Raw genomic sequence first — 20,495 nt, 5'->3', positions numbered from 1 at the left:
CATGGCCGAAATCAAACGCGCTGCGCTCTTTGGCAAGCTCAACAAACTGGGCTTTCGCGCGCTGGAAAGCGCGAATACGTTTTGCCGCCTGCGCGGGAATCCCTATATCGAGCTTGCGCACTGGTTCCACCAGATCCTGCAATTGCAGGACTCGGACTTGCATCGCGTCGTGCGCCACTTCGGGATGGACCCGGCCCGGCTCGCGCGTGACCTGACCGAGGCGCTCGACCGCCTGCCGCGCGGGGCGTCGTCGCTCGACATTTCCTCGCAGGTGGAGGAGGCCGTGGAGCGCGGGTGGGTGTTCGGCTCGCTCATGTTCCGCGAGTCGCAGGTGCGCACCGGGCATCTCGTGGTGGGGCTGCTCAAAACGCCGTCGTTGCGCAACGCGCTTTATGGCATTTCGCGGCAGTTCGAGCAGGTGAAGCTCGAAACACTGTGCGACGAGTTCGACACGCTGCTCGGCGACTCCCCGGAAGCGGCCATGAGCGCGAACGATGGATTCCGCGCCAGCACGCCGGAAGGCGCCGAAGCCGACGGTACGGTGCCGCCCGCCGCGATGGGAAAGCAGGAGGCGCTGCGCCGCTACACGACCGATCTCACGGAGCAGGCGCGCAACGGCAAGCTCGACCCGATCGTGGGCCGCGACGAGGAAATCCGCCAGGTCGTGGACATCCTCATGCGCCGCCGCCAGAACAACCCGATTCTCACGGGCGAGGCCGGCGTCGGCAAGACGGCCGTGGTGGAGGGCTTCGCGCAGCGCATCGTGGCGGGCGACGTGCCGCCGACGCTGCGCGACGTGCAGTTGCGCACGCTCGACGTTGGCTTGCTCCAGGCGGGCGCGAGCATGAAAGGCGAGTTTGAGAACCGGCTGCGCCAGGTGATCGAGGAGGTGCAGGCCTCGGAAAAACCGGTGATCCTCTTCATCGACGAAGCGCATACGCTCGTGGGCGCGGGCGGTGCGGCGGGCACTGGCGACGCCGCGAACCTGCTCAAGCCCGCGCTCGCGCGCGGCACGCTGCGCACCGTGGCCGCCACGACGTGGGCCGAGTACAAGAAGCACATCGAAAAGGACCCGGCCCTCACGCGGCGCTTTCAGGTCGTCCAGGTGCCCGAGCCCGACGAAGAAAAGGCGATCCGCATGATGCGCGGCATCACCTCGACGATGGAGCAGCATCACAAGGTGCAGGTGCTCGACGAAGCGCTCGAAGCCGCCGTGCGTCTTTCGCACCGCTATATTCCGGCGCGCCAGTTGCCCGACAAGTCGGTGAGCCTGCTCGACACGGCGTGCGCGCGCGTGGCCGTGAGCCAGCACGCCACGCCGCCTTCGGTCGATGACGCACGCAAGCGCATCGGCGCGCTCGAAACGGAGCTCGGGATCATCGCGCGCGAGAAGGCCGTGGGCATCGAGACGGCGGAGCGCGAGTCCGCGGCCGCCGAAAAACTGCTAGCCGAGCGCGCCCGTCTTGCGGAGCTCGAAACGCGCTGGGAGAAGGAGAAGGGGCTCGTGTCCCGCATCCTGGCGTTGCGGGCCCAGTTGCGCGAGCAGACCGGCAAGGTGGAGGGTCGCGCGGACGACAAGGCGCAGGCGGGTGTCGAAGCCCAGGCGGACGCCGGGCCCGATGCCGAAGCGTTGCGAGCCGAACTGCGCGAACTCCAGTCGGCGCTGGCGAGCCACCAGGGCGAGGATCCGCTGATTCTGCCGACCGTCGATCGTCAGGCTGTGGCCTCGGTGGTACAGGACTGGACCGGCATTCCCGTGGGGCGCATGGTGCGCAACGAGATCGAAAACGTGCTGAAGCTGGCGGAGAACCTGAACCGCCGCATCATCGGCCAGGGCCATGCGACCGAGATGATCGCGCGGCGTATCCAGACCTCGCGCGCGGGCCTCGATAATCCGAACAAGCCGATCGGCGTGTTCCTGCTTGCGGGCACGTCGGGGGTCGGCAAAACCGAGACCGCGCTCGCGCTCGCCGAAGTGCTCTATGGCGGCGAACAGAATGTCATCACGATCAACATGAGCGAGTATCAGGAGGCGCATACCGTGTCGTCGCTCAAGGGCGCGCCGCCCGGATACGTCGGCTATGGCGAGGGCGGTGTGCTCACCGAGGCCGTGCGTCGCCGCCCGTACAGCGTCGTGCTGCTCGACGAGGTGGAGAAGGCGCACCCGGACGTGCACGAAATCTTCTTCCAGGTGTTCGACAAGGGCTGGATGGAGGACGGCGAAGGCCGCGTGATCGACTTCAAGAACACGCTCATCCTGCTCACGACCAATGCGGGCACCGACCTCATCACGAATCTTTGCAAGGATCCCGAACTGATGCCCGGTCCGGAGGGGATCGCCAAGGCGTTGCGCGACCCGCTCTTGAAGGTATTCCCGCCGGCGCTGCTCGGCCGCGTCGTGACGATTCCGTATTACCCGCTCTCGGACGAGATGCTGGGCGCGATCATCCGGCTACAGCTCGGGCGCATCGAAAAGCGGCTGCGCCTCTCGCACAAGGTGCCGTTCGTCTACGACGAGGACGTCGTCAAACTGATTGCAAGCCGCTGCACGGAACTCGAGAGCGGCGGCCGCATGATCGACGCGATTCTCACGAACACGTTGTTGCCGCGCGTTTCAACCGAGTTCCTCACGCGCATGATGCGCGGCGAGGCGGTGAAGAAGGTGCAGGTTGGCGCTCACGAAGGCGAGTTCACCTATACGTTCGACTGAACCCGCGGCGCTTGCCGCGAAACTTGCGTGAAGGAGGATAGAGATGCCGCAACAGGTCAGCATGGGGGCGACGCTTCAGTGCTCTTTCGGTGTGGCGCCGTCGAGCCTCGTCGTCCTGCCGGTGAACGAAGTCATGGGCGAGGGGCCGCCCGCCGCGAACATCATGGACCATATTCCGATGGTCAACATCATGCCGTTCGGCGTCTGCACGTCGCCCGCCAATCCTCAGGTAGCGGCGGCCACCGCGGCGGCGATGGGCGTGCTCACGCCGCAGCCCTGCATCCCGGCGACGTACTCGCCGTGGGCGCCCGGCGCGCCCACCGTTTTACTCGGCAATCAGCCTTCCCTCGACAACGTGTCGACCTGCATGTGCAACTGGGGGGGCGTCGTCACGATCGTCAATCCCGCCACCGTGAAAACCATGATTCCCTGATATGCCCGCAGACCGTCATGTCACTGTCAAATGCTCAGGCGCGAGCGCCGAACTCATGCTGCTGCGCATGGTGGGTGGCGATGAGCTCGGACGTCTGAGCGAGTACCGCCTGGACCTGCTTTGCCTGTCGGGCGGCCTCACGCCCGGCGAGATGCTCGGGCAGGACCTGTCGGTGGAGCTGACGCTGCCATCGGGGCCCACGCGCGAATTCAACGGGATCGTCACGATGTTTCGCATGTCCTCGGCGGGCAAGGGCATCTACGGCAGTATGAGCCGCTACGAAGCGATCGTGCGGCCACGGCTTTGGCTGCTGACACGAGGCTCGCACTACCGTTTCTTTCACGAAATGACGGTGACGGACATCGTCAAGACGGTCCTTGACGAGTACCAGGTCGACATGGTCAACCGCTGCACGACGACCTATCCGAAACGCGAGCATTGCGCACAGTATCGCGAGACCGATTTCGCGTTCGTGAGCCGGCTCATGGAGCACGAGGGCATCTATTACTACTTCGAGCACGAAAGCGGCAAGCACACGATGGTGCTGGCCGACTCCGGCGACGTGCACACGCCCATTTCGCACTATGATGCGATCGCCTATGACCCGGCCGAAACCGCGTGGAAGGAGCGCGAGTGCATTTACCACTGGCGTCTCGGCGGCGAACTGCAAACCGGGTTCTACGAGACGAACGACTACGACTTCCAGAAGCCGTCTGCGAGCCTCCACCAGGGGCTCAAGTCGCGCGCGACGCGCACGCAGCCCTACGATCCGGCGAGCTACACAGGGCAGGAGCATTTGTCGGGCTATACGGAGGCGAGCGAGGGCGACCGCTACGCGCGCGTGGGCGCCGAGATTCACCAGTCGCGCAACGAGATCGTCGAGGGGCGCTCGACTGCGCGCGGCGTCTGGCCCGGCGGCCTGTTCCGGCTGAACGGCCATCCCTCCGATGCGCAGAACGACAGCTATCTCGTGGTGAGCGCGAGCTACGAGATCAATTCGGACACCTATGTCTCGACCTTCGCGGCCGGCGCGCAACCCGCTTTGTTCGACTGCGCCTTTACGGCGTTGCGCAAGTCGAATCAGTTCCGCTCGGCGCGCACGACGCCACGCGCGGTGGCGAGCGGTCCGCAAACGGCGGTCGTGGTGGGAGAGAGCGGGGCCGAGATCACGACCGACTCGTATGGCCGTATCAAGGTGGCGTTCCATTGGGAGCAACTGATGCCGGCGTCGCCGACGAAATCGGACATGAACCGCTGCTGGGTGCGCGTGGCGCAGGGTTGGGCCGGCAACCAGTGGGGGGCGTTCTTCCTGCCGCGCATCGGCCACGAAGTGCTCGTGGAATTCATCGAGGGCGACCCGGACCAGCCGGTCGTGACGGGCAGCGTGTACAACGCGAGTCTCATGCCGCCCTACAAGCTGCCCGACGATTCGGCGGTCTCGACGATCAAGAGCAACAGCACGACGGGCGGCGGCGGCTACAACGAAGTGCGCTTCAAGGACGCCAAGGGCAACGAGCAATTGTTCTTTCACGCCCAGAAAGATCACGAAACGTGGGTGATCAACGACTCGCTGATGAATATAGGCAACGACCGCCATCTCAAGGTGAAGGTGGACGAACACGTCTCGGTCGGCGGCAACCGTCACGATCACGTGGTCGGCAATCAGAACGCGCAGGTGGACGGCAACGCGTCGCTGACCGTCAAGGGAGATCAGCAGGAGCAGGTGAGCGGCAACTACGCGCTTTCCGTGACCGGCAACATTCACCTCGCGGCCAGCGGGTCGATCGTGATCGAAGCCCAGACGGGCATCACGCTCAAGGTGGGCGGCGCGTTCGTGGTAATCGAGCCCGGACCCGTTTCTGTACAGGGCACGCCGATCCAGTTGAACTCGGGGGGCTCCGCCGGCTCGGGAGCGGGGGCGTCGCCCACCGCGCCCGTCGATCCCACGGACGCCGACGATGGCACGAAGAAAGTAGACTCGTAGAGAGGGCGTGGCGCCAATGAGCCAATACGGCAACCAGGGTACGGGGATGCAAATCACGAATCCGCTGCTCACGCTAAGCGTGGCGAAGTACAACGACGAGCCGCTTGCCGAGCCGATCACGGTGCGCTTTGGCCCGGACGGCGGCACGATCGGCCGCGCGACCACCTGCACACTCGTGCTGCCCGACCAGCAGCGCGCGATTTCGCGCGTCCACGCGCGCGTGGAATGCCGCGGCGGCGACTATCTGTTGTGCGATCTTGGTGCGAATCCCAGTGTGTTGAACCGGCGTGCGTTGGGGGGCACCCGTGAAGCGCGGCTCACGCATGGCGACCAGTTGATGATTGGCGCGTACCTCATTGAAGTGGCGCTCGTCGAAGGCGGCATGCCTGGCGACGCGCGGCCGTTCGGGCGCGATCCGCTCGCCACGGCACAGGTGCTCGGCGGCGCGGCACTAAGCGCGCCGGACGCGGGCCTGCCAGGTAGCCCTCTTGGCGCGGCGGGCATGGGCGGACTCGACGCGCTCGGCCAGGCGAGCTTCGGCGCGAGCGAGCGCATTGCGGCGAGGCCCGGCTTCGCGGGGTCGGAGAGCGATCATGTTTCGCCCGAGTTGCAGGCATTCGCGCCGCCTACGCTGACTGCATCGCCGGCTTCGGCACACGCGGCCGGCGGTATTCCCGCCAACTACGATCCGCTGGCCGATGCGCTGGCGCAGTGGGAGTCGTCGGGCGGCACCGCGCAAACGCCAGGGCCATTCTCGCCGACTGGCCAGGCCGCGTTGCCTTCGGTCGTGCATGCGCGTATTGCGGCACCGGTGACGCCAGCGGCCGCGCCGCCGCTCGATCCGTTCGCCGCGCCGTTCACGGGCGCTGCGATCCCGGCGCCTGGCGGGCCCACGGGCTTGCCGGCGGGGCTGCTGGGCGATCCCGTCCCTGGTGGGGCTACGCCGTTCGACGATCTGTTCTCGCCGGTCGTGCCGGTGGTCCCGAGCGCGGCGCCTGCGCAAGCACGCGTGAAGCTGGACTCGGGTCCGCCTGAAGCCGCCGACGTGTTCGGCAAGCGGGCACTCGAAGGCGAGCCGGATCGCGCCCCGGCTTCCAGCCCCGCCGCACGCGAAGCACCAGCCCAAAGCCCGGCGCAACCGCCCGCGCCGGCCACATCGCCTCAACCGTCGTCCCAGGGCCGACCGCTTGCGTCCGGGATCGATGAAGGCGTGCTCGCCGCGCTCTACGAGGGCCTGGGCCTCGATCCTGCGCGCACGCCGAACCTGCCCGCCGCCGATTTCGCGCGTCTCGCCGGCATGATGCTGCGCGAGTCGCTGCGCGGCACGATGTCGGTGCTGCGCGCGCGTTCGATGACCAAACGCGAGGCGCGGCTCGGCACGACGGTGATCGTCGAGCGCGACAACAACCCGCTGAAGTTCTTTCCCGATGTCGACAGTGCGCTCGCCCAGATGCTCACGGGCCGCACGAGCGGCTACCTGCCGCCGGACGAAGCGGTTGCGCGCGCGTTCGTCGATATCGAGTCGCATGAACTCGCCGTGCTCGTGGGCATGCGCGCGGCGCTTGCCCAGGTGCTCGCGCGCTTCGATCCGGCCGCGCTCGAAGCGCAGCTTGCCGAGCAGGGGGTGCTGGACCGCGTGCTGTCGAACCGCAAGGCGAAGCTGTGGGACCGGTTCGTCGAATTGCGCGCGGGCATCGTTCGCGAAGCCGAGGAGGATTTCCAGAAACTCTTCGGCCAGGCGTTCAACGAGGCCTACGAAGCGCAGGTTGAAGCGATGCATCGTGCGCGCGATGCGGCGTCCAAGTCGAAGAAGGATCCCACCTGACCCATACGAATACGGGAATAACGTGTCCTGGAACAGCAAAGTCATCTGGTCGGAGGGTATGTTCCTGCAACCGCAGCACTTGCAGCAACATGACCGCTATCTGCAAACGCAGCTCGAAATCCGCGCGGGCGGCCTGCGTCCGTGTGCGTGGGGCTTCGCGTCGCTCGACATCGACGAGCAGGCGCTCAAGCTAGGCAAGCTCGCGCTGCTCTCGTGCTCGGGCGTCTTCGCCGACGGTACGCCCTTCAACCTGCCCGCCGACGATGACCTGCCCGAACCGCTGGACATCCCGGAAGGCGTACGCGGCCAGCTCGTGACGCTTGCGCTGCCCGTGCGCCGGCCCGGTGTGCCGGAAACCGCGAATGGCGAGACAGAGGAAAACTTCGCCCGTCACCGCAGGACGGAGATCGATGTTGCCGACAGCAACGACGCCAACACGATTCCGGCGCTCGTGCAGATCGGCAAGCTGCGCGTGCGCCTCGCGCTCGAGCCCGATGTGCTCAACGCCTATACGACGCTTGGCGTGGCGCGCGTGATCGAGCGCCAGCCCGACAACCGCATCACGCTCGAAGCCGACTACAGCCCGCCGTGCCTCGACTACCGCGTGGCGCGGCGCCTCGCCGCGTTCGCCGACGACCTCGTGGGCCTGCTGCATCAGCGCGGCGAGGCGCTGGCGGCACGGCTCGTGCAGCCAGGCGTGACAGGCGTCGCGGAAGTGGCCGACTTTCTGTTGCTCGAAATCATCAACCGCAACGAACCGCTTGCCGCGCATCTCTCGACGATCACAGGGCTCCACCCCGAGGCGCTGTATCGCGTGGTCGTGCAACTGGCGGGCGAACTCGCCACCTTTAGCCAGAAGACCAAGCGGCCGCCCGCTTATCCCGTCTACCGCCACGATCGCCTGAAGGAGACATTCGCGCCCGTGATCGATGACCTGCGCGCATCGCTGAGCATGGTGATGGACCCGCATGCGGTGCCGATCCCGCTCGAGGAACGCAAGTTCGGCCTGCGTGTCGCGCTCGTGCCCGACAAGAACCTTTTCGCGGCGGCGACGTTCGTGCTTGCCGTGCGCGCGCAGATGCCCGCCGAAGCGATCCTTTCCGGTTTCGCGCCTCAGGTGAAGATCGGACCCATCGAGCGCATCCGCGACCTCGTGAACCTGCAACTGCCGGGCATCGGCTTGCGGGTGCTGCCCGTGGCGCCGCGCCAGTTGCCGTTTCACGCGGGCTTCACCTATTTCGAACTCGATCGCGGCAACGAACTGTGGAAGCAGTTCGCGACGTCGGCGGGCATGGCGCTGCACGTCGCGGGTGAGTTTCCGGGCCTCGCGATGGAATTCTGGGCGATCCGCCGCTGACGCCTCGCGCGCGGCCACGCCACCGATTGAGGAGGACGTGCATCGTGGTCCAAGATGAATCGCGTGGCGCCGGTGAAGATCCCGGCGCCACGATACTGATCCCGACGCCCGGCGGCGCTCGCGCCGCCTTTGTGGCTGCGGCGTCGGCGGTCGCGCCCATTCCGGCCGGCGCGGGCGGCCTCAATCCGCTTTTGCGCGCCGCCAATCCGCTCATCGATCTCGCGCTGCCGCTGCGCCACCTGCCGACTCACCCGGATCTCGAGCAGTTGCGCACGCAACTGATTCAGATGATCCGCGTCTTCGAGACACAGGGTCGCGCAAGCGGCTACGACGACGAGAAACTTGGCGCTTCGCGCTACTGCCTCTGCACGTTCCTCGACGAAGCGATCGCGAGCACGCCGTGGGGGGCCGGTGCATGGGCGAGCCACAGCCTGCTCGTGACCTTCCACAACGAGGCGTCGGGCGGCGAGCGCTTCTTCCTGATCTTGCAGCGCCTCGCACAGAATCCGGCCGCGAACATCGACGTGCTCGAACTGATGTACGTGATGCTGGGCCTCGGTTTCGAAGGGCGCTACCGGCTCATCGACGGCGGGCGCACGCAGCTCGACGCGGTGCGCGAACGGCTCGAACAGATGATCCGCGCGCAGCGCGGCGCAGCCGAGCGCGACCTCTCGCCGCAATGGCAGCCCGTGAAGTCCGAACGCAAGCCGCTCCTGCAACTCGTGCCGCTATGGGTCGCGGCGGCCGTGGCATGCGTGCTGCTCGTGGTCGTCCATCTCGTGCTCGCGTTCCGGCTGAACGATGCTTCCGATATGGTGTTCGAGGCGCTCCATGGCGTTCGTGTCGCGCCCCCGCCGGTGCTCGCGGCGAAGATCGAGGCCGCGCCGAAGCTGGCGCCCAGGCTCTCGCAGTTCCTCGCGCCCGAGATCGCCCAGGGTCTCGTGACCGTGACCGAGAAGCCGGACCGCACGATCGTCACGATCAATGGCGACGGACTCTTCGCTTCGGGCAGTGCCGAGCTTGCATCGACCTACCTGCCGCTCATGCAGCGCATTGGCGACGCACTGAAGTCCGTGACAGGCAACGTGGTCGTGACGGGGCATACCGACAATCAACGGCTCATGTCGGCGCGCTTCCCGTCGAACTGGCACCTCTCGCAGGCGCGCGCGCAAACGGTGAAGGACCTGCTCGCCGCCCGCACGGGCATGCCCGCGCGCTTCAGCGCGGAGGGTCGCGGCGATACCGAACCGGTGGCGCCGAACGATTCGGCGGCCAACCGCGCGCGCAATCGCCGCGTGGAGGTCGAGATTCTCGCGCCGGGAGCCGCATCGTGATGACGATCGCACCGATCGGAACAGAACGGGGGGCTCGGCCATGATCAAAAGGCTCGTCAACTGGCTTAAGCGCCGGATCGTGCTGTCGCTGCTGGGCGTGATCGCGCTGGCGCTGATCGTGTGGATCGAGGGGCCGCTCTTCGCGTGGGCGGGCAGCGCGCCGCTCGAATCGGCCACGAGCCGCTGGATCGTGGTCGCCGCCCTGTTTCTGCTGTGGGCGCTGTACTGGGTCGCGCGCTGGCTGCGCGCGCGGCTCGCCAATGTCACGTTTACGCGCGTGGTGACGCAAGGCGCGGATCAGGCAGCGCCCGGCAAACAGGAGTCGGATGCGGACGTCGCCGCGCTGCGGCAACGCTTCGAAGAGGCCATGGCGATCCTGCGCAAGTCGCGCGTGAAGGGGCGCTTCGGCAGCCAGTACGTGTACCAGTTGCCGTGGTACATGTTCGTCGGCGCGCCGGGCACCGGCAAGACCACCGCGCTCACGCATTCGGGGCTGAAGTTTCCCCTCTCCGCCCAACTGGGCAAGAACGTGGTGGGCGGGGTAGGCGGCACGCGCAACTGTGACTGGTGGTTCACCGACGAAGCCGTGCTGCTCGACACGGCAGGCCGCTTCACCACACAGGACAGCTTCGCCGCCGCCGATCAGGCCGCGTGGAGCGGCTTCTTGCAGTTGCTGCGTAAATACCGGCCGCGCCGGCCCCTGAACGGCGTGATCGTCGCATTGTCGGTGCACGACTTGCTGCAATTGTCGGATACACAGCGCGCATTGCAGGCCAATGCCGTGCACGAACGGCTGAAGGAACTGTACGAGCGGCTTGGCACGCGTTTTCCCGTCTACGTGGTCGTGACGATGTGCGACCTGCTGGCGGGATTCGTCGAGTTCTTCGACGATCTTGGACGCGACGAGCGCGAGCAGGTGTGGGGCGTGACGTTTGCACTCGACGAAAATGGCCAGCCCGGCGACGTGCTCGCGCAGTTCCCGGAGCAGTTCGACGCGCTCGAAAAGCGCTTGCAGGCGCGCGTGCTCCGTCGCATGCAGCAGGAAACGGATACGCGGCGGCGCGCGCTCGCCTACGGCTTTCCACAGCAGTTCGCGGGACTGCGGGGGGTGCTCCAGACATTCCTGAACGAGGCGTTCAGCTCGTCGCGCTATGAGCAGCCAGTGTTGCTGCGCGGCGTGTATTTCACGAGCGGCACACAAGAGGGTCGTCCGATCGACCGTGTCATGAGCGCCGTTGCCGTCGCGCTCGGTTTGCAGGCGCAGGTCGTGCTGCCCGATGCCGCGGCCGGGCGCGCCTATTTCATCACGCGCCTCCTGCGCGACGTCATTTTCCAGGAGGAGGGCCTGGCGGGCACGAACCGCCGGCTCGAGCGGCGCCGGGCATGGATGCAGCGCATCGCGCTCGGTGTGATCGGGCTCGCAACGGTGTTTGCGCTCGCGGCGTTTTTCGTCAGCTATCAGCGCAACGTTGCGTATATCGGCCGCGTGGATCAGCAGGCGAAGTCGTTGCAGCAGCTCGCCCAGGGGGCTCAGGCGAGCGACAATCCGCTCTCGCTGCTGCCGCTCCTGAACGCGGCGCGCGACCTGCCGGGCGGCTACGCGCAGCGCGACGCGAGCGTGCCGTGGCTTTCGAGGGTCGGGCTGTGGCAAGGCGACAAGCTCGGTGTCGAGGCGCAGTCGGCGTACCGGCGGCTGTTGCGGCAAACGCTCTTGCCGCTCGTCGTGCGCCGCATGGAAGAGGAGTTGCGGCGCGGCGACGCGAACAATCCGGACTATCAGTACGAGGTGCTGCGCGCTTACCTGATGCTCGGCGACCCGACCCACTACGATGCCGACGCAGTGCGCCTGTGGGCGGACGTGGACTGGCAGCGCGGACCGCTGCGCGACGCCACCGATGCGCAGCGCAACGATATCGACGGGCATCTGGCCGCGCTGTTCGAGCCGGCATTCTTCGACCCGTCGCTGCCGCTCGACAAGGACCTGGTCGCGCAGGCGCGCACGAATCTCGCCAGGATGCCGCTCGCGCAGCGCATGTTCAACCGGGTCAAGCGCGATCTGGACGCCGAAAAGCTGGCGGGCTTCAGCGTGGCGGGTGCGGCCGGCCAGAACGCCTCGCTCGTACTCGCGCGCAAGAGCGGTGCGCCGCTCACGCGTGGCGTGCCGGGGGCCTATACGCGTGCGGGCTACCGCAAGTTCCTCTCGCTGCGCGATGCCGCCGTGCTCGACATTGCGCGCGACAACTGGGTGCTCGGCCGCGACGAGCAGGTGCTCACGCCGCAGGCCGCCGAGGACGTGAAGAGCGCGATGACGCAGCTCTACTACGACGAGTACATCCGCGAGTGGGATGCGTTGCTTGGCGACATCGACGTCGTGCCGTTCGACGGTATCGACAAGGGCGCGCGCGTGGCCTATGCGTTGGGCAACGCGGATTCGCCGCTGCGGGCGGTGATGGTTGCGGCCGCGCAGGAGACCACGCTCGGCAACATCGGCGACGTCACGCTCGCGGCGCAGGCCGGCGCGGTGCTGGGCGGCAAGATCGACGCGATGAAAAAGCGGCTCGAATCGGCGCTCGGCAATCAGCCCGACGACAGCGGCGCTGCGCCCGCGCCCGCGCAGATCAATCCGGTTGACGCGCACTTTCAGCCCTTGCACGACCTCGTCGGCAAGCCCGGCGCGCAGGGGCCATCTCCGCTCGATACGCAGCTCGCGGCGCTCAAGGACGCGGCCACCTACCTTCAGGCCGCCGACACGGCGCGCCGCCAGGGCCTCCCGCCGCCGCCCGCCGATGCGATCAGCAAGCTCAAGCTCGCCTCGCAGGGCGCGCCCGCGCCGCTTGCGGCTGTCGTAAGCGACGTCTCGACGGGCGCGACGGCACTCATGGCGGGCGGAGAACGCGCGCGGCTGAACGCGCTGTGGCTCGCCAATGTCGGGCAACTTTGCAAGCAGGCGCTGGATGGGCGTTATCCGCTCGTGCGCGCCTCGACGCGCGACGCCACGCCCGATGACTTCGGCCGCCTGCTCGCGCCGGGCGGATTGATCGACGACTTCTTCCAGAAGAACTTGCAGAACTACGTCGACATGTCGGGTCCAACCTGGCGTTGGCGCCAGGGCTCGGAATCGATTGGCATTCCAGACGATGTGCTGTTGCAGTTCCAGCGCGCGGCACAAATACGCGACGCGCTGTTCCGCGCGGGCGGTCGCGATGTGTCGGTGCGCTTTACGGTCAAGCCGGTTGCGATCGACCCGTCGCTTACGCAGTTTACGCTCGACATCGACGGCCAGCAGTGGGTGGCGAAGCCAGGCGCGACCGAGGGCATGGGTTTCCAGTGGCCAAGCGGCAAGGGCACGAACCAGGCCCATGTCGAATTTACGCCGCCCGGCGGCGGCAGCGCACCGCACGCGGACGGACCGTGGGCGCTGCTGCATCTGATGGACACGGCGAACCTTCAGCAGGCCGGTCAGCCGGATCGGTTCAGAATGAGCTTTGTTTCGGACGGTCGTCGCGTCGACCTCGAACTCGACGCGAGCAGTGTGACGAACCCGTTCCGGCGAGGCGTGCTCGACCAGTTTCGGTGTCCGGATCATCTATGAGCGCGCCTGGTTTTTTCGGCAAGGTCCGCACGCATGGCGATTTCGTGACGCGGCGCCTGCCCGCGGCGTTCGTCGATCCTTGGGATCGCAGCCTGCAAGCCGGCATGCTGCACGCGCGCGCGTGCTTCGGTCCGCAGTGGTTGCCGATCTACCTGAACGCGCCCCTGTGGAATTTCGTGCTTGCGCCGGGCCTGTGCGGTGCGAGCGCGTGGGCGGGCGTGTTGATGCCGGGTGTGGATCGCGTGGGGCGGTATTTCCCGCTCACGATTGCAATGGCATACGAAGGCGACGCGCTGGCCACGTGGCTGAACGCGGCGCAGGCGTGGTTCGATACGGCCGCCCAGTTCGCGCTTTCCACGCTTGCCGCGGATTTCCAGCTCGAAGCGTTCGACACCAGCCTCGTGGCGCTGAACGGCATGCAGCAGGTGAGGGCAGATGCGCAGGCGGCGCCGTGGCGCATGGAGTGCGCCCGTGCACCGGATAGCAGGGAGCCGTTCGGCGCGTCCCTCGCGGCAGGCATCGCGCCCGGCACGAGCGTGTGGTGGACCGAGGGGTCGGATGAGGTGCCCGCGACGCTGCGCATCGGCGCGGGCCTTCTGGATGGGCCGCGTTTCGCGGATCTGCTCGATCGCGCAGACGCGGCGTGGCAAACGGTGGTGCCGCTGCGGCGCGCGAGCGCGCAGCGTAACGGGAACGGACGTATCGGAGATTAACCATGTCAGGCCTCATGCAAACCCGGCTTTTGACCTCGCGCCGTGCGTGCGCGCTCTCACTCCTCTCCAGCATCCTCGTGGTGGTGAGCGAGGCTTACGCCCAGACGGACGTGATGAAGGAAAAAGACATCAACGAGCAGTCGATCACCCATGCGCTCACGCCGCCCGCCTCGACAGGAGACGTGCTCACCCGCGGCTTCGTGTTGTCGAACCAGAAGCCCGGCGCGGCGGCTTCACCGGCAAGGCCGGCGAAGCCGCCTTCGGCGCAGATGCTGATCACGTTCGGGACCAATTCGACGACGCTCACGGACTCCGCTCGCGCTGCGCTGGACAAGGTTGCGCGCGCGCTGCAATCCGACAAACTGGCCGCTTACAAATTCCGCGTGGAAGGTCACGCCGACCCGCGCGGCAGCCCCGACGCCAACATGACGCTGTCCCAGGAGCGCGCGCAGGCGGTGGTGGATTACCTCACGCAACAGGACGGTATTGCGCCCGAGCGCCTGAGCGCGATCGGAAAAGGCTCGACTGAGCCGCTCAATGCGCGCAACCCGGCGGCACCCGAGAATCGCCGCGTGACGATCCTGACAGTGACCGAATGAGTGCCGCATATGACTGCCGTTTTCCGAAGGCGCGTGCGCGCTGCCAGTCTCGTGCTGGCGTGCGTGTTTTGCGGTGCGTGGGTGGGCGTCTTGCCGTCGGCCGGGGTGCAGGGCGCGCAGCAGGAGTCCGGCGAGCCAGCGCTCGCCGTGCAGCGCGTGCCACTCGCGCAACTCGAAGCGTCGTTGCCCGAGCAACCGAGGTTGAAGCTCTTCGAGATCACCGACCAGCCGGGCCTCTACGTCATGCACGCGCCGAGCCTCGCGGTGCAGGGCGCCATGTTCTCCCGTATCGTCGCGTTGACCGAGCGGCGCGACATGCCGCGCGACCGCGTCGTGACCATGAACGCGGTGGCCGTGAACGCGAAACGCTTTGGCGAGGATCCCGCCGGCCTCACGGCCGGCAACAACTTCAGCACCGCGCAGATCGCGAACTTCTTCGAGGTCGCGCGGCGCCAGCACGTGAGACTCACCGACGGCGAACGTTCGCTGCAAGACACGCTGGTGCGATGGAGGCTGATACGCGAGGAGAACGGCATGTGGCGCGCCGCCTCGACGCGCGATTTTCTCATCACGATTCCGGCGACTGGCACGGGTCCGGCGGGTGAGGTTATCGATCCGGCTGTGCGCGCCGCGATCCTGAGCCACGAATTGGGGCACTGGCGCTATTTCTCCGACCCCGCGTACGCGCATGCGTGCCGCACTTTCTGGTGGCATCAGTTGAGCTACACCGAGCGTGCGGCGCTGACCCAGGAACTGGCGGGCATGGGCTACGATCCGAGCGATCGCATCGTGATAGACGAACTACAGGCTTACTTGCTGCATACGCCTGCGCTTTATATGCCGCTCATGGATCTACCGGGCGCGGGGGGCGTGGACATTGCCCAGGTGAGGCGTGGGCTGGAACAAAGCGTGCGGAACCCGCAGCCCTAGCTTTTAGCGTTGCCTGTGCCGAGCCGGCTCATTTCGGCCATTTGCCTGATAGCCGATTCTGTTGCCGCAACGAACTGTGATGAGAGACGGATTGACTCGAGAACGTGGCGCGGGTCCGGCGTATGCATTCCCATGCTGACCCTGAAGAAGTCTGTGGCGTGGCTGCGTGCGTGATGGTGCATACGCACGCGCTTCGTGTCGATGAGCCTTGGATTACCGAAGATTCTCGACAGAGCCCAGGAAAGTGCGCCGTCGTAGCCGCCGTGTTGGCGAAAGAATTCGCCCATCGGGAAGCCGCCCATCGCGAGATAGACGGCACGCCGAATGATCAGACTGCTCGGAATGGTATTGCTGAGCGTTGCCGCATATTTTTCGAAATCAGGGTGCTTGACGATTTCTTCGGGGAATCCAGCGTATTCGACATCGAGCCGAACGGATGCGGCGTCAGGATTTTGATTGAGAAACTGGTTGGCGGCGCCGAGCGCGCCGGGGAAATACTCGTCGTCGGCGTCGACGAAGGCCAGCACCGGCTGCGACGTGTGCAACGCTGCCCAGTTGCGCGCGCGCGCGGAGCCGCCGTTGACGGGCATGTGTAAAAGCGCGATGCGGGCGTCGCGTTGCGTGTAGCGCCGGACGACCTCGGCTGATTCATCGGTCGAGGCGTCGTCCACGACGATGATCTCAGCCGCCTCCGGCTGGATCATGCAGCTTTCGAGAGTGCGCGGCAGGGTCGAGGTCGCGTTGAAGCAGGGGATGATGATTGAGATTGGTGGCATGAGTTGAACCGGAGAGTGACTCACAGGGAACAAGCAATTCGTGGCGAGGCTCGGGGCTGAGTGGGAAGTTTCACCTTGGCTCATATTCAATCTCGAGCTTGTCAAGTGGCGGATAAGGAATAACCACCACGCATTCGTCGTTCTTCATCTGCGTTATGAAGAAGTGTTTCCACATAGACTCGGAGTTATCGACCTTTCTGAATAAAATTTCTGCCGCCAGCGAATAGTTGAGCGAGCCTTTGAATCTCACGTAGTCCGGCTTTGCTGCGCCTTCACGCAGGATGTTGACGACCGTGCCGATCGCACCGGCTTCGAGCGTCAAAGGATTGTGGGAGGGGCCGTACGCAGCCATGCCGCTGGCCGGTACTCTTACCCGCGTATTAATGACGTTTCCAGACCATAGCTTCCAGTTCGTCCAGGCCATACGAGTCACCTTATGAGCTGACAAATCAGGAACTGCTGGGAGAGAGAATGCAGGGATCAATGTAGCAGTAGAGAGTGCACAGCGAAATGCATTTGTTTCATTGGTGCCCCTCATTCGGCGCGTGACGCGACAAGTGCACGTTCGCCGAGCGTATTGCGACGTGGTCTCTCCAGCATGAGTTCTGCCGACCGTGGCGCGCTCAGGCAACGATTGAATGCCGGGAGCGTGGACTCGACAGCCCACGGCCGCGGATGCCCGATTTTTCGGTCATTGGATCAAATCGTCATCGAAACGAGTAACGCCCGAACTACGCGGAGCTTTAATTGACTTCACTATGGGGGCACGGACGATCACTTTTCGCGTAATCCGTTGATCAGAGGCCTCGATGTTTGCCTCAAGGAGGTCTGCGGGACAGACCATTTCTGACATTGTCCACGCGGTATCAACTTCTTTTAGTCAACGGGTTCGAGGATAAGCCTCTACCACTGTAATAAACCAAAGCTCAGTGTCCAATGTTTCAACTCAAGAAGCTCTCTGTGAGAGCTCTATACCATAAAAAGGTGTGACACTAGGTCTCGCGTCGCCTACAGTGATGGAGAGGCATGCCGCCAGTGGCGACGTATTGGAAAATGCGACTCGCCGCGCAATGCTTGGTTGGTCTCAGCATTCAAGCGAAATTCGGCAGCCCCCGTACGCATGACGATGAGGCGGTTGCGGAGTTGCTCAGCAAGGTCCGGCGTGTAACGGCCTCGAGTTCGACACACTGGGGTGTTCGTGCAGCAACGTAGGAAACTGGCATAGCCAAAATCCCCGTTTCGCGCCACTTCGACTTGTTCGGTGTGCAACCCGTCGCACAAAAGAATTCAAGTTGTCCACGAGCCCGTTCTTCGTCGAGAAGGTCCGTAACATCGTCGGCGTGGACCTGAACTCTCCGACCAATGCACTGGTGGTGCGTGTCGATGATGTAGCGACCGACAAGGCACTTCGATCGATTAGTCAAAGCTGACTGGACTTCGCTATTTGGGGAGGCCCACAGAGGACATAGCGAAAAGCCATACGGAAGCGCGGGGGCGATCTTCAAGGCATGGCGGAGGGTACCTTTATGTTGCGGATGGATTGTCTGTCACTGCGCTCGACCAACAGCCTTGCGATGCTCGCCAAAACGGCACTGCACCCCGATTTCACAATCTCCGGATTTCCAGAATACGCCACGGGACCCACTACGCTAGCACCGGAGCAGCAGCGGATCCTCCGCGACGCCGTAATCGCTATTGCAAGAAGCCAGGTTACCCTCCAGCCGGTGGCAGCGGCAATCATCGTTGGCCATGCTGATAAGGCGTTGCGCAAACCGCTACAAGAGCGCGCTTCGTTCGAACTTGATATCAGCCAGAAGCGTGCGACCGCGGCGGCACAGAGTTTGATCCAGGAATTGATTACGCAATCATGCGGCGCGCATTATGCCAAGACCTTTCGCTACCTGGCATTCGGCATCGGTAACGCCAAACCGCGCCACGCTAATGCCCTAAACGAACAGCAAATGCGCGAGAACCGTCGCATCGAAATCAGCCTGGTAGTCACTTGGCTCGGGCTGCCGCATTGCGGGACGAATTGAGACGGGCTCGGCCCGTCGAAGGATGATCGATGTCCACCGTATTCTTGCTCGATCCGCTTGTGTGTCTCGGCAAGCCTGACCTGTATTTAAAGGTGAATCAGCAGCTTCAGGGCTATTTCGATCGCGTCGGCCGGGCGATGCGTCCCGCCGAAAAGATTTTGGTCGCCTGGATTCCGGCCGCGCCGACGCCAACGCCGCTTGATCTACTGGTTTACTTCACGCCTGTCGAATACTCAGTCGTGTCGCGCTTTTTTGGAAAACCAGTCGATCCGCTAGCGGTGAGTCATTGGGGTTATACGCAGTTCCAGACCGCCAACGGTCGCGTCACTGTGGCCGCCTCTGAGGTTTATGCCAAGTCGCTCGAACCCGACCTGCTCGCTAAGCTCGCCTTTCACGAACTCATGCACAACAAATTGGTCACGGGAAATGGTTTGCATACACGCAACGGTCTTGCCCAAGCGACCGTTGGCCCCAACACCGACCTGAGCGCAGAGAACATCGCAGATTTGGCTGCGGCGATGCACAATCCGGTGCCGCAGTGGACCGGAGGCGTTGATCTTCTGCTTTCGGCCCGACGGCTGCGAGATGCCGGCGATCCGCTCTGGTATCTATGACGCGCGGAGTGAAGGACGTCAGGCGATTTTCATACCGACGAGTTTATCAAAAAAATTATGATATTATGATAATAAAAATTATCTCAACGTCCGCATCCAGTCATGCGACCAACCCAACCGCGCCTGGAAGTATTCAAAGCGGGGGAAGCAAGATGACCATAGGTGGCGGAGATGCTCGTTGGGTCGATGTGACGTAAAAGCCGCTCGCCGGATAACGCCGCCTGCGCAAGCAGGTTCAATCGGGCAGAAACCCGGCGCGGCTCGAAACGACGTCGCGCCGATGCGGTGGCATCCGAACGGGCGCGACGGTGCTTCGCTTAGAAGATGTGCCGGACACCAACGTTGCCGCCCACAGTCGTACCATGGACGCCGTACAGCGCGCTGTCGACGGCGCGCCCATCTACGTCGAGCCCCGTGTTCATGGCCCCGTGGTTGTCGACCACGCCGAGTTGCGCATAGAGCGTGGTCGCGCGTGAGAGCAGATAATTCGCGCCGATGGCGGCCAGGATCGAGTGATTGCCCGTGTCGTTGCGATCGCTCGTGAACCACGCGCCGCCATTCACGTCGAATTGCGGCAACACGAAATAATCGAGGCCGCCGCCATAGACATTGCTGCTGAATCCGCCAGCCACCTTGTAGCTTGCGAAGGATGCCTTTGCCGTCAAAGAGCCGATCTTGTACGAGGCGCCCAACATGCGGCCTATGAACGGCACGGTGGTGGGTAGCGGCGTGGCGACGGTGCCGCCGCCGTTGCCGTCGTAGAACGCGGCTTGCGCGGCTAGCGTTCCGTTGTCGTATCGCAGACTCAACGAGTACTGTCTCCCTGCACTGAAATTCCCGGCCTCGCCGCCGAGTCCGATCATGGCGCGCCCCTGGAAGCCGGCGAGAACGGGCGTCGAATACGACAAGGCGTTGGCATTGAAGATGCCGGTGCCCACCACGTTATTGAGGTACGGCACAAGGCTGCTGCCGAACTGGGAGCAGCCTCGTGGATCGAGATCGTAGAGCGCGAGAAAGAACGGCGAGTACTGAAGGCCGGTTTTAACCTCGCCGAAGTCGCCGCGCAGCGCGAGCCACGCCTGGCGGCCGAACAGGTTGCCATTTGAATTGTTGAGGCCGCCGTCCGCGACGTTCACGCCGCTTTCGAGCTTGAATTCGGCTGTGAGGCCGCCGCCGAGATCCTCCTTGCCGGCGAGCCCGAACATCGAGGGCGAAAGGCCGCTGTCCGTGACCGAAACGCGCGCGCCGTCGTTTTGGCCCGTCGCGCTGTCGCGGGTGCGGCTGGTCACGAGCACGCTGCCGTCGACGATGCCGTAGAGTGTGACGCTGCCCTCGGCATGCGCGGCTGCGGGGACACATAATAGCGCGCAGCCGCTGGCTGCGGCGCACGCTAATGAAACGCTTGTTTTCAACATATTTTCGTCTCCTGCCTGGGTGTGCGACGTTCGTGGCACGCGCGACTCAGGAAAAATCTCCGGATATATTTATAATTCGGACTACGATATAGATAAGGTGAATCCCTCCCGGGATGATCGAAGAAGGTGAAAATGACAGCGCGAACCGTATGGCCGCGTAGACCTGAGATGCGGGCG

Annotated in this window: 15 protein-coding genes; 12 read left to right on the top strand and 3 right to left on the bottom strand. The window is 64.7% G+C overall.

Going from position 1 to position 20,495, the window contains the following annotated elements:
* The first annotated feature begins 1 nt into the window (after position 1).
* From tssH to C7402_RS32410, 10 genes are read left to right on the top strand one after another with little or no spacing between them, the layout of a single operon-like run.
* The gene (gene tssH, locus C7402_RS32455; protein ID WP_116613576.1) at positions 2-2,710 is read left to right on the top strand and encodes a type VI secretion system ATPase TssH; all 2,709 of its coding nucleotides are present in this window, start codon (positions 2-4) and stop codon (positions 2,708-2,710) included.
* A gap of 43 nt (positions 2,711-2,753) precedes the next feature.
* The gene (locus C7402_RS32450) at positions 2,754-3,143 is read left to right on the top strand and encodes a DUF4280 domain-containing protein (RefSeq protein WP_116613575.1); all 390 of its coding nucleotides are present in this window, start codon (positions 2,754-2,756) and stop codon (positions 3,141-3,143) included.
* A gap of 1 nt (position 3,144) precedes the next feature.
* Positions 3,145-5,127, top strand: coding sequence for a type VI secretion system Vgr family protein (locus tag C7402_RS32445; RefSeq protein ID WP_116613574.1), 1,983 nt, complete (start codon positions 3,145-3,147; stop codon positions 5,125-5,127).
* 46 nt (positions 5,128-5,173) lie between these two features.
* On the top strand, positions 5,174-6,952 hold the full coding sequence (tagH, locus tag C7402_RS32440; protein ID WP_244314997.1) for a type VI secretion system-associated FHA domain protein TagH: 1,779 nt from the start codon (positions 5,174-5,176) through the stop codon (positions 6,950-6,952).
* Positions 6,953-6,974: 22 nt separating this feature from the next.
* Positions 6,975-8,309, top strand: a complete 1,335-nt coding sequence (gene tssK, locus C7402_RS32435) for a type VI secretion system baseplate subunit TssK (protein ID WP_116613573.1) — start codon at positions 6,975-6,977, stop codon at positions 8,307-8,309.
* A 44-nt stretch (positions 8,310-8,353) separates the two neighbouring features.
* Positions 8,354-9,643, top strand: a complete 1,290-nt coding sequence (locus tag C7402_RS32430) for a DotU family type VI secretion system protein (protein ID WP_116613572.1) — start codon at positions 8,354-8,356, stop codon at positions 9,641-9,643.
* 40 nt (positions 9,644-9,683) lie between these two features.
* On the top strand, positions 9,684-13,235 hold the full coding sequence (gene tssM, locus C7402_RS32425) for a type VI secretion system membrane subunit TssM (RefSeq protein WP_116613571.1): 3,552 nt from the start codon (positions 9,684-9,686) through the stop codon (positions 13,233-13,235).
* Positions 13,232-13,948 carry a type VI secretion system-associated protein TagF gene (gene tagF, locus C7402_RS32420; protein WP_116613570.1) on the top strand — a complete coding sequence of 239 codons (717 nt, stop codon included), beginning with the start codon at positions 13,232-13,234 and terminating at the stop codon, positions 13,946-13,948. The genes tssM and tagF overlap by 4 nt, the downstream gene beginning before the upstream one ends.
* A 2-nt stretch (positions 13,949-13,950) precedes the next feature.
* A complete protein-coding gene (locus C7402_RS32415; protein ID WP_116613569.1) occupies positions 13,951-14,547 on the top strand; it encodes an OmpA family protein in 597 nt (198 codons plus the stop codon).
* Between the two features lie 9 nt (positions 14,548-14,556).
* Positions 14,557-15,477, top strand: a complete 921-nt coding sequence (locus C7402_RS32410; RefSeq protein WP_116613568.1) for a hypothetical protein — start codon at positions 14,557-14,559, stop codon at positions 15,475-15,477.
* On the opposite strand, the gene C7402_RS32405 is transcribed toward C7402_RS32410, so the two are convergent.
* Positions 15,474-16,253: a glycosyltransferase family 2 protein gene (locus C7402_RS32405; RefSeq protein WP_116613567.1), complete on the bottom strand. Its 780-nt coding sequence runs from the start codon at positions 16,251-16,253 to the stop codon at positions 15,474-15,476. The genes C7402_RS32410 and C7402_RS32405 overlap by 4 nt on opposite strands.
* 70 nt (positions 16,254-16,323) lie before the next feature.
* Positions 16,324-16,677, bottom strand: coding sequence for a hypothetical protein (locus C7402_RS32400; RefSeq protein ID WP_133254601.1), 354 nt, complete (start codon positions 16,675-16,677; stop codon positions 16,324-16,326).
* 1,084 nt (positions 16,678-17,761) lie between these two features.
* On the opposite strand from C7402_RS32400, the gene C7402_RS32395 reads away from it, so the two are divergent.
* Complete coding sequence (locus C7402_RS32395) at positions 17,762-18,289, top strand: OmpA family protein (protein WP_116613565.1); 528 nt, start codon at positions 17,762-17,764, stop codon at positions 18,287-18,289.
* A gap of 29 nt (positions 18,290-18,318) precedes the next feature.
* The gene (locus C7402_RS32390) at positions 18,319-18,903 is read left to right on the top strand and encodes a hypothetical protein (RefSeq protein WP_116613564.1); all 585 of its coding nucleotides are present in this window, start codon (positions 18,319-18,321) and stop codon (positions 18,901-18,903) included.
* 317 nt (positions 18,904-19,220) lie between these two features.
* On the opposite strand, the gene C7402_RS32385 is transcribed toward C7402_RS32390, so the two are convergent.
* Positions 19,221-20,315 carry a porin gene (locus C7402_RS32385; protein WP_116613609.1) on the bottom strand — a complete coding sequence of 365 codons (1,095 nt, stop codon included), beginning with the start codon at positions 20,313-20,315 and terminating at the stop codon, positions 19,221-19,223.
* Positions 20,316-20,495 lie beyond the last annotated feature (180 nt).

It is taken from the genome of Paraburkholderia unamae (assembly GCF_003096875.1).
GTDB classification, from domain to species: domain Bacteria; phylum Pseudomonadota; class Gammaproteobacteria; order Burkholderiales; family Burkholderiaceae; genus Paraburkholderia; species Paraburkholderia unamae.
This window is presented reverse-complemented; position numbering and strand designations above follow the sequence as displayed.

What these genes read in the sequence shown, in the direction of transcription:
- tssH (WP_116613576.1), top strand. Translation starts at nt 2, where the DNA reads ATGGCCGAAATCAAACGCGCTGCGCTCTTTGGCAAGCTCAACAAACTG.
- C7402_RS32450 (WP_116613575.1), top strand. Translation starts at nt 2,754, where the DNA reads ATGCCGCAACAGGTCAGCATGGGGGCGACGCTTCAGTGCTCTTTCGGT.
- C7402_RS32445 (WP_116613574.1), top strand. Translation starts at nt 3,145, where the DNA reads ATGCCCGCAGACCGTCATGTCACTGTCAAATGCTCAGGCGCGAGCGCC.
- tagH (WP_244314997.1), top strand. Translation starts at nt 5,174, where the DNA reads ATGCAAATCACGAATCCGCTGCTCACGCTAAGCGTGGCGAAGTACAAC.
- tssM (WP_116613571.1), top strand. Translation starts at nt 9,684, where the DNA reads ATGATCAAAAGGCTCGTCAACTGGCTTAAGCGCCGGATCGTGCTGTCG.
- tagF (WP_116613570.1), top strand. Translation starts at nt 13,232, where the DNA reads ATGAGCGCGCCTGGTTTTTTCGGCAAGGTCCGCACGCATGGCGATTTC.
- C7402_RS32415 (WP_116613569.1), top strand. Translation starts at nt 13,951, where the DNA reads ATGTCAGGCCTCATGCAAACCCGGCTTTTGACCTCGCGCCGTGCGTGC.
- C7402_RS32410 (WP_116613568.1), top strand. Translation starts at nt 14,557, where the DNA reads ATGACTGCCGTTTTCCGAAGGCGCGTGCGCGCTGCCAGTCTCGTGCTG.
- C7402_RS32405 (WP_116613567.1), bottom strand. Translation starts at nt 16,253, where the DNA reads ATGCCACCAATCTCAATCATCATCCCCTGCTTCAACGCGACCTCGACC.
- C7402_RS32400 (WP_133254601.1), bottom strand. Translation starts at nt 16,677, where the DNA reads ATGGCCTGGACGAACTGGAAGCTATGGTCTGGAAACGTCATTAATACG.
- C7402_RS32395 (WP_116613565.1), top strand. Translation starts at nt 17,762, where the DNA reads ATGGCGGAGGGTACCTTTATGTTGCGGATGGATTGTCTGTCACTGCGC.
- C7402_RS32390 (WP_116613564.1), top strand. Translation starts at nt 18,319, where the DNA reads ATGTCCACCGTATTCTTGCTCGATCCGCTTGTGTGTCTCGGCAAGCCT.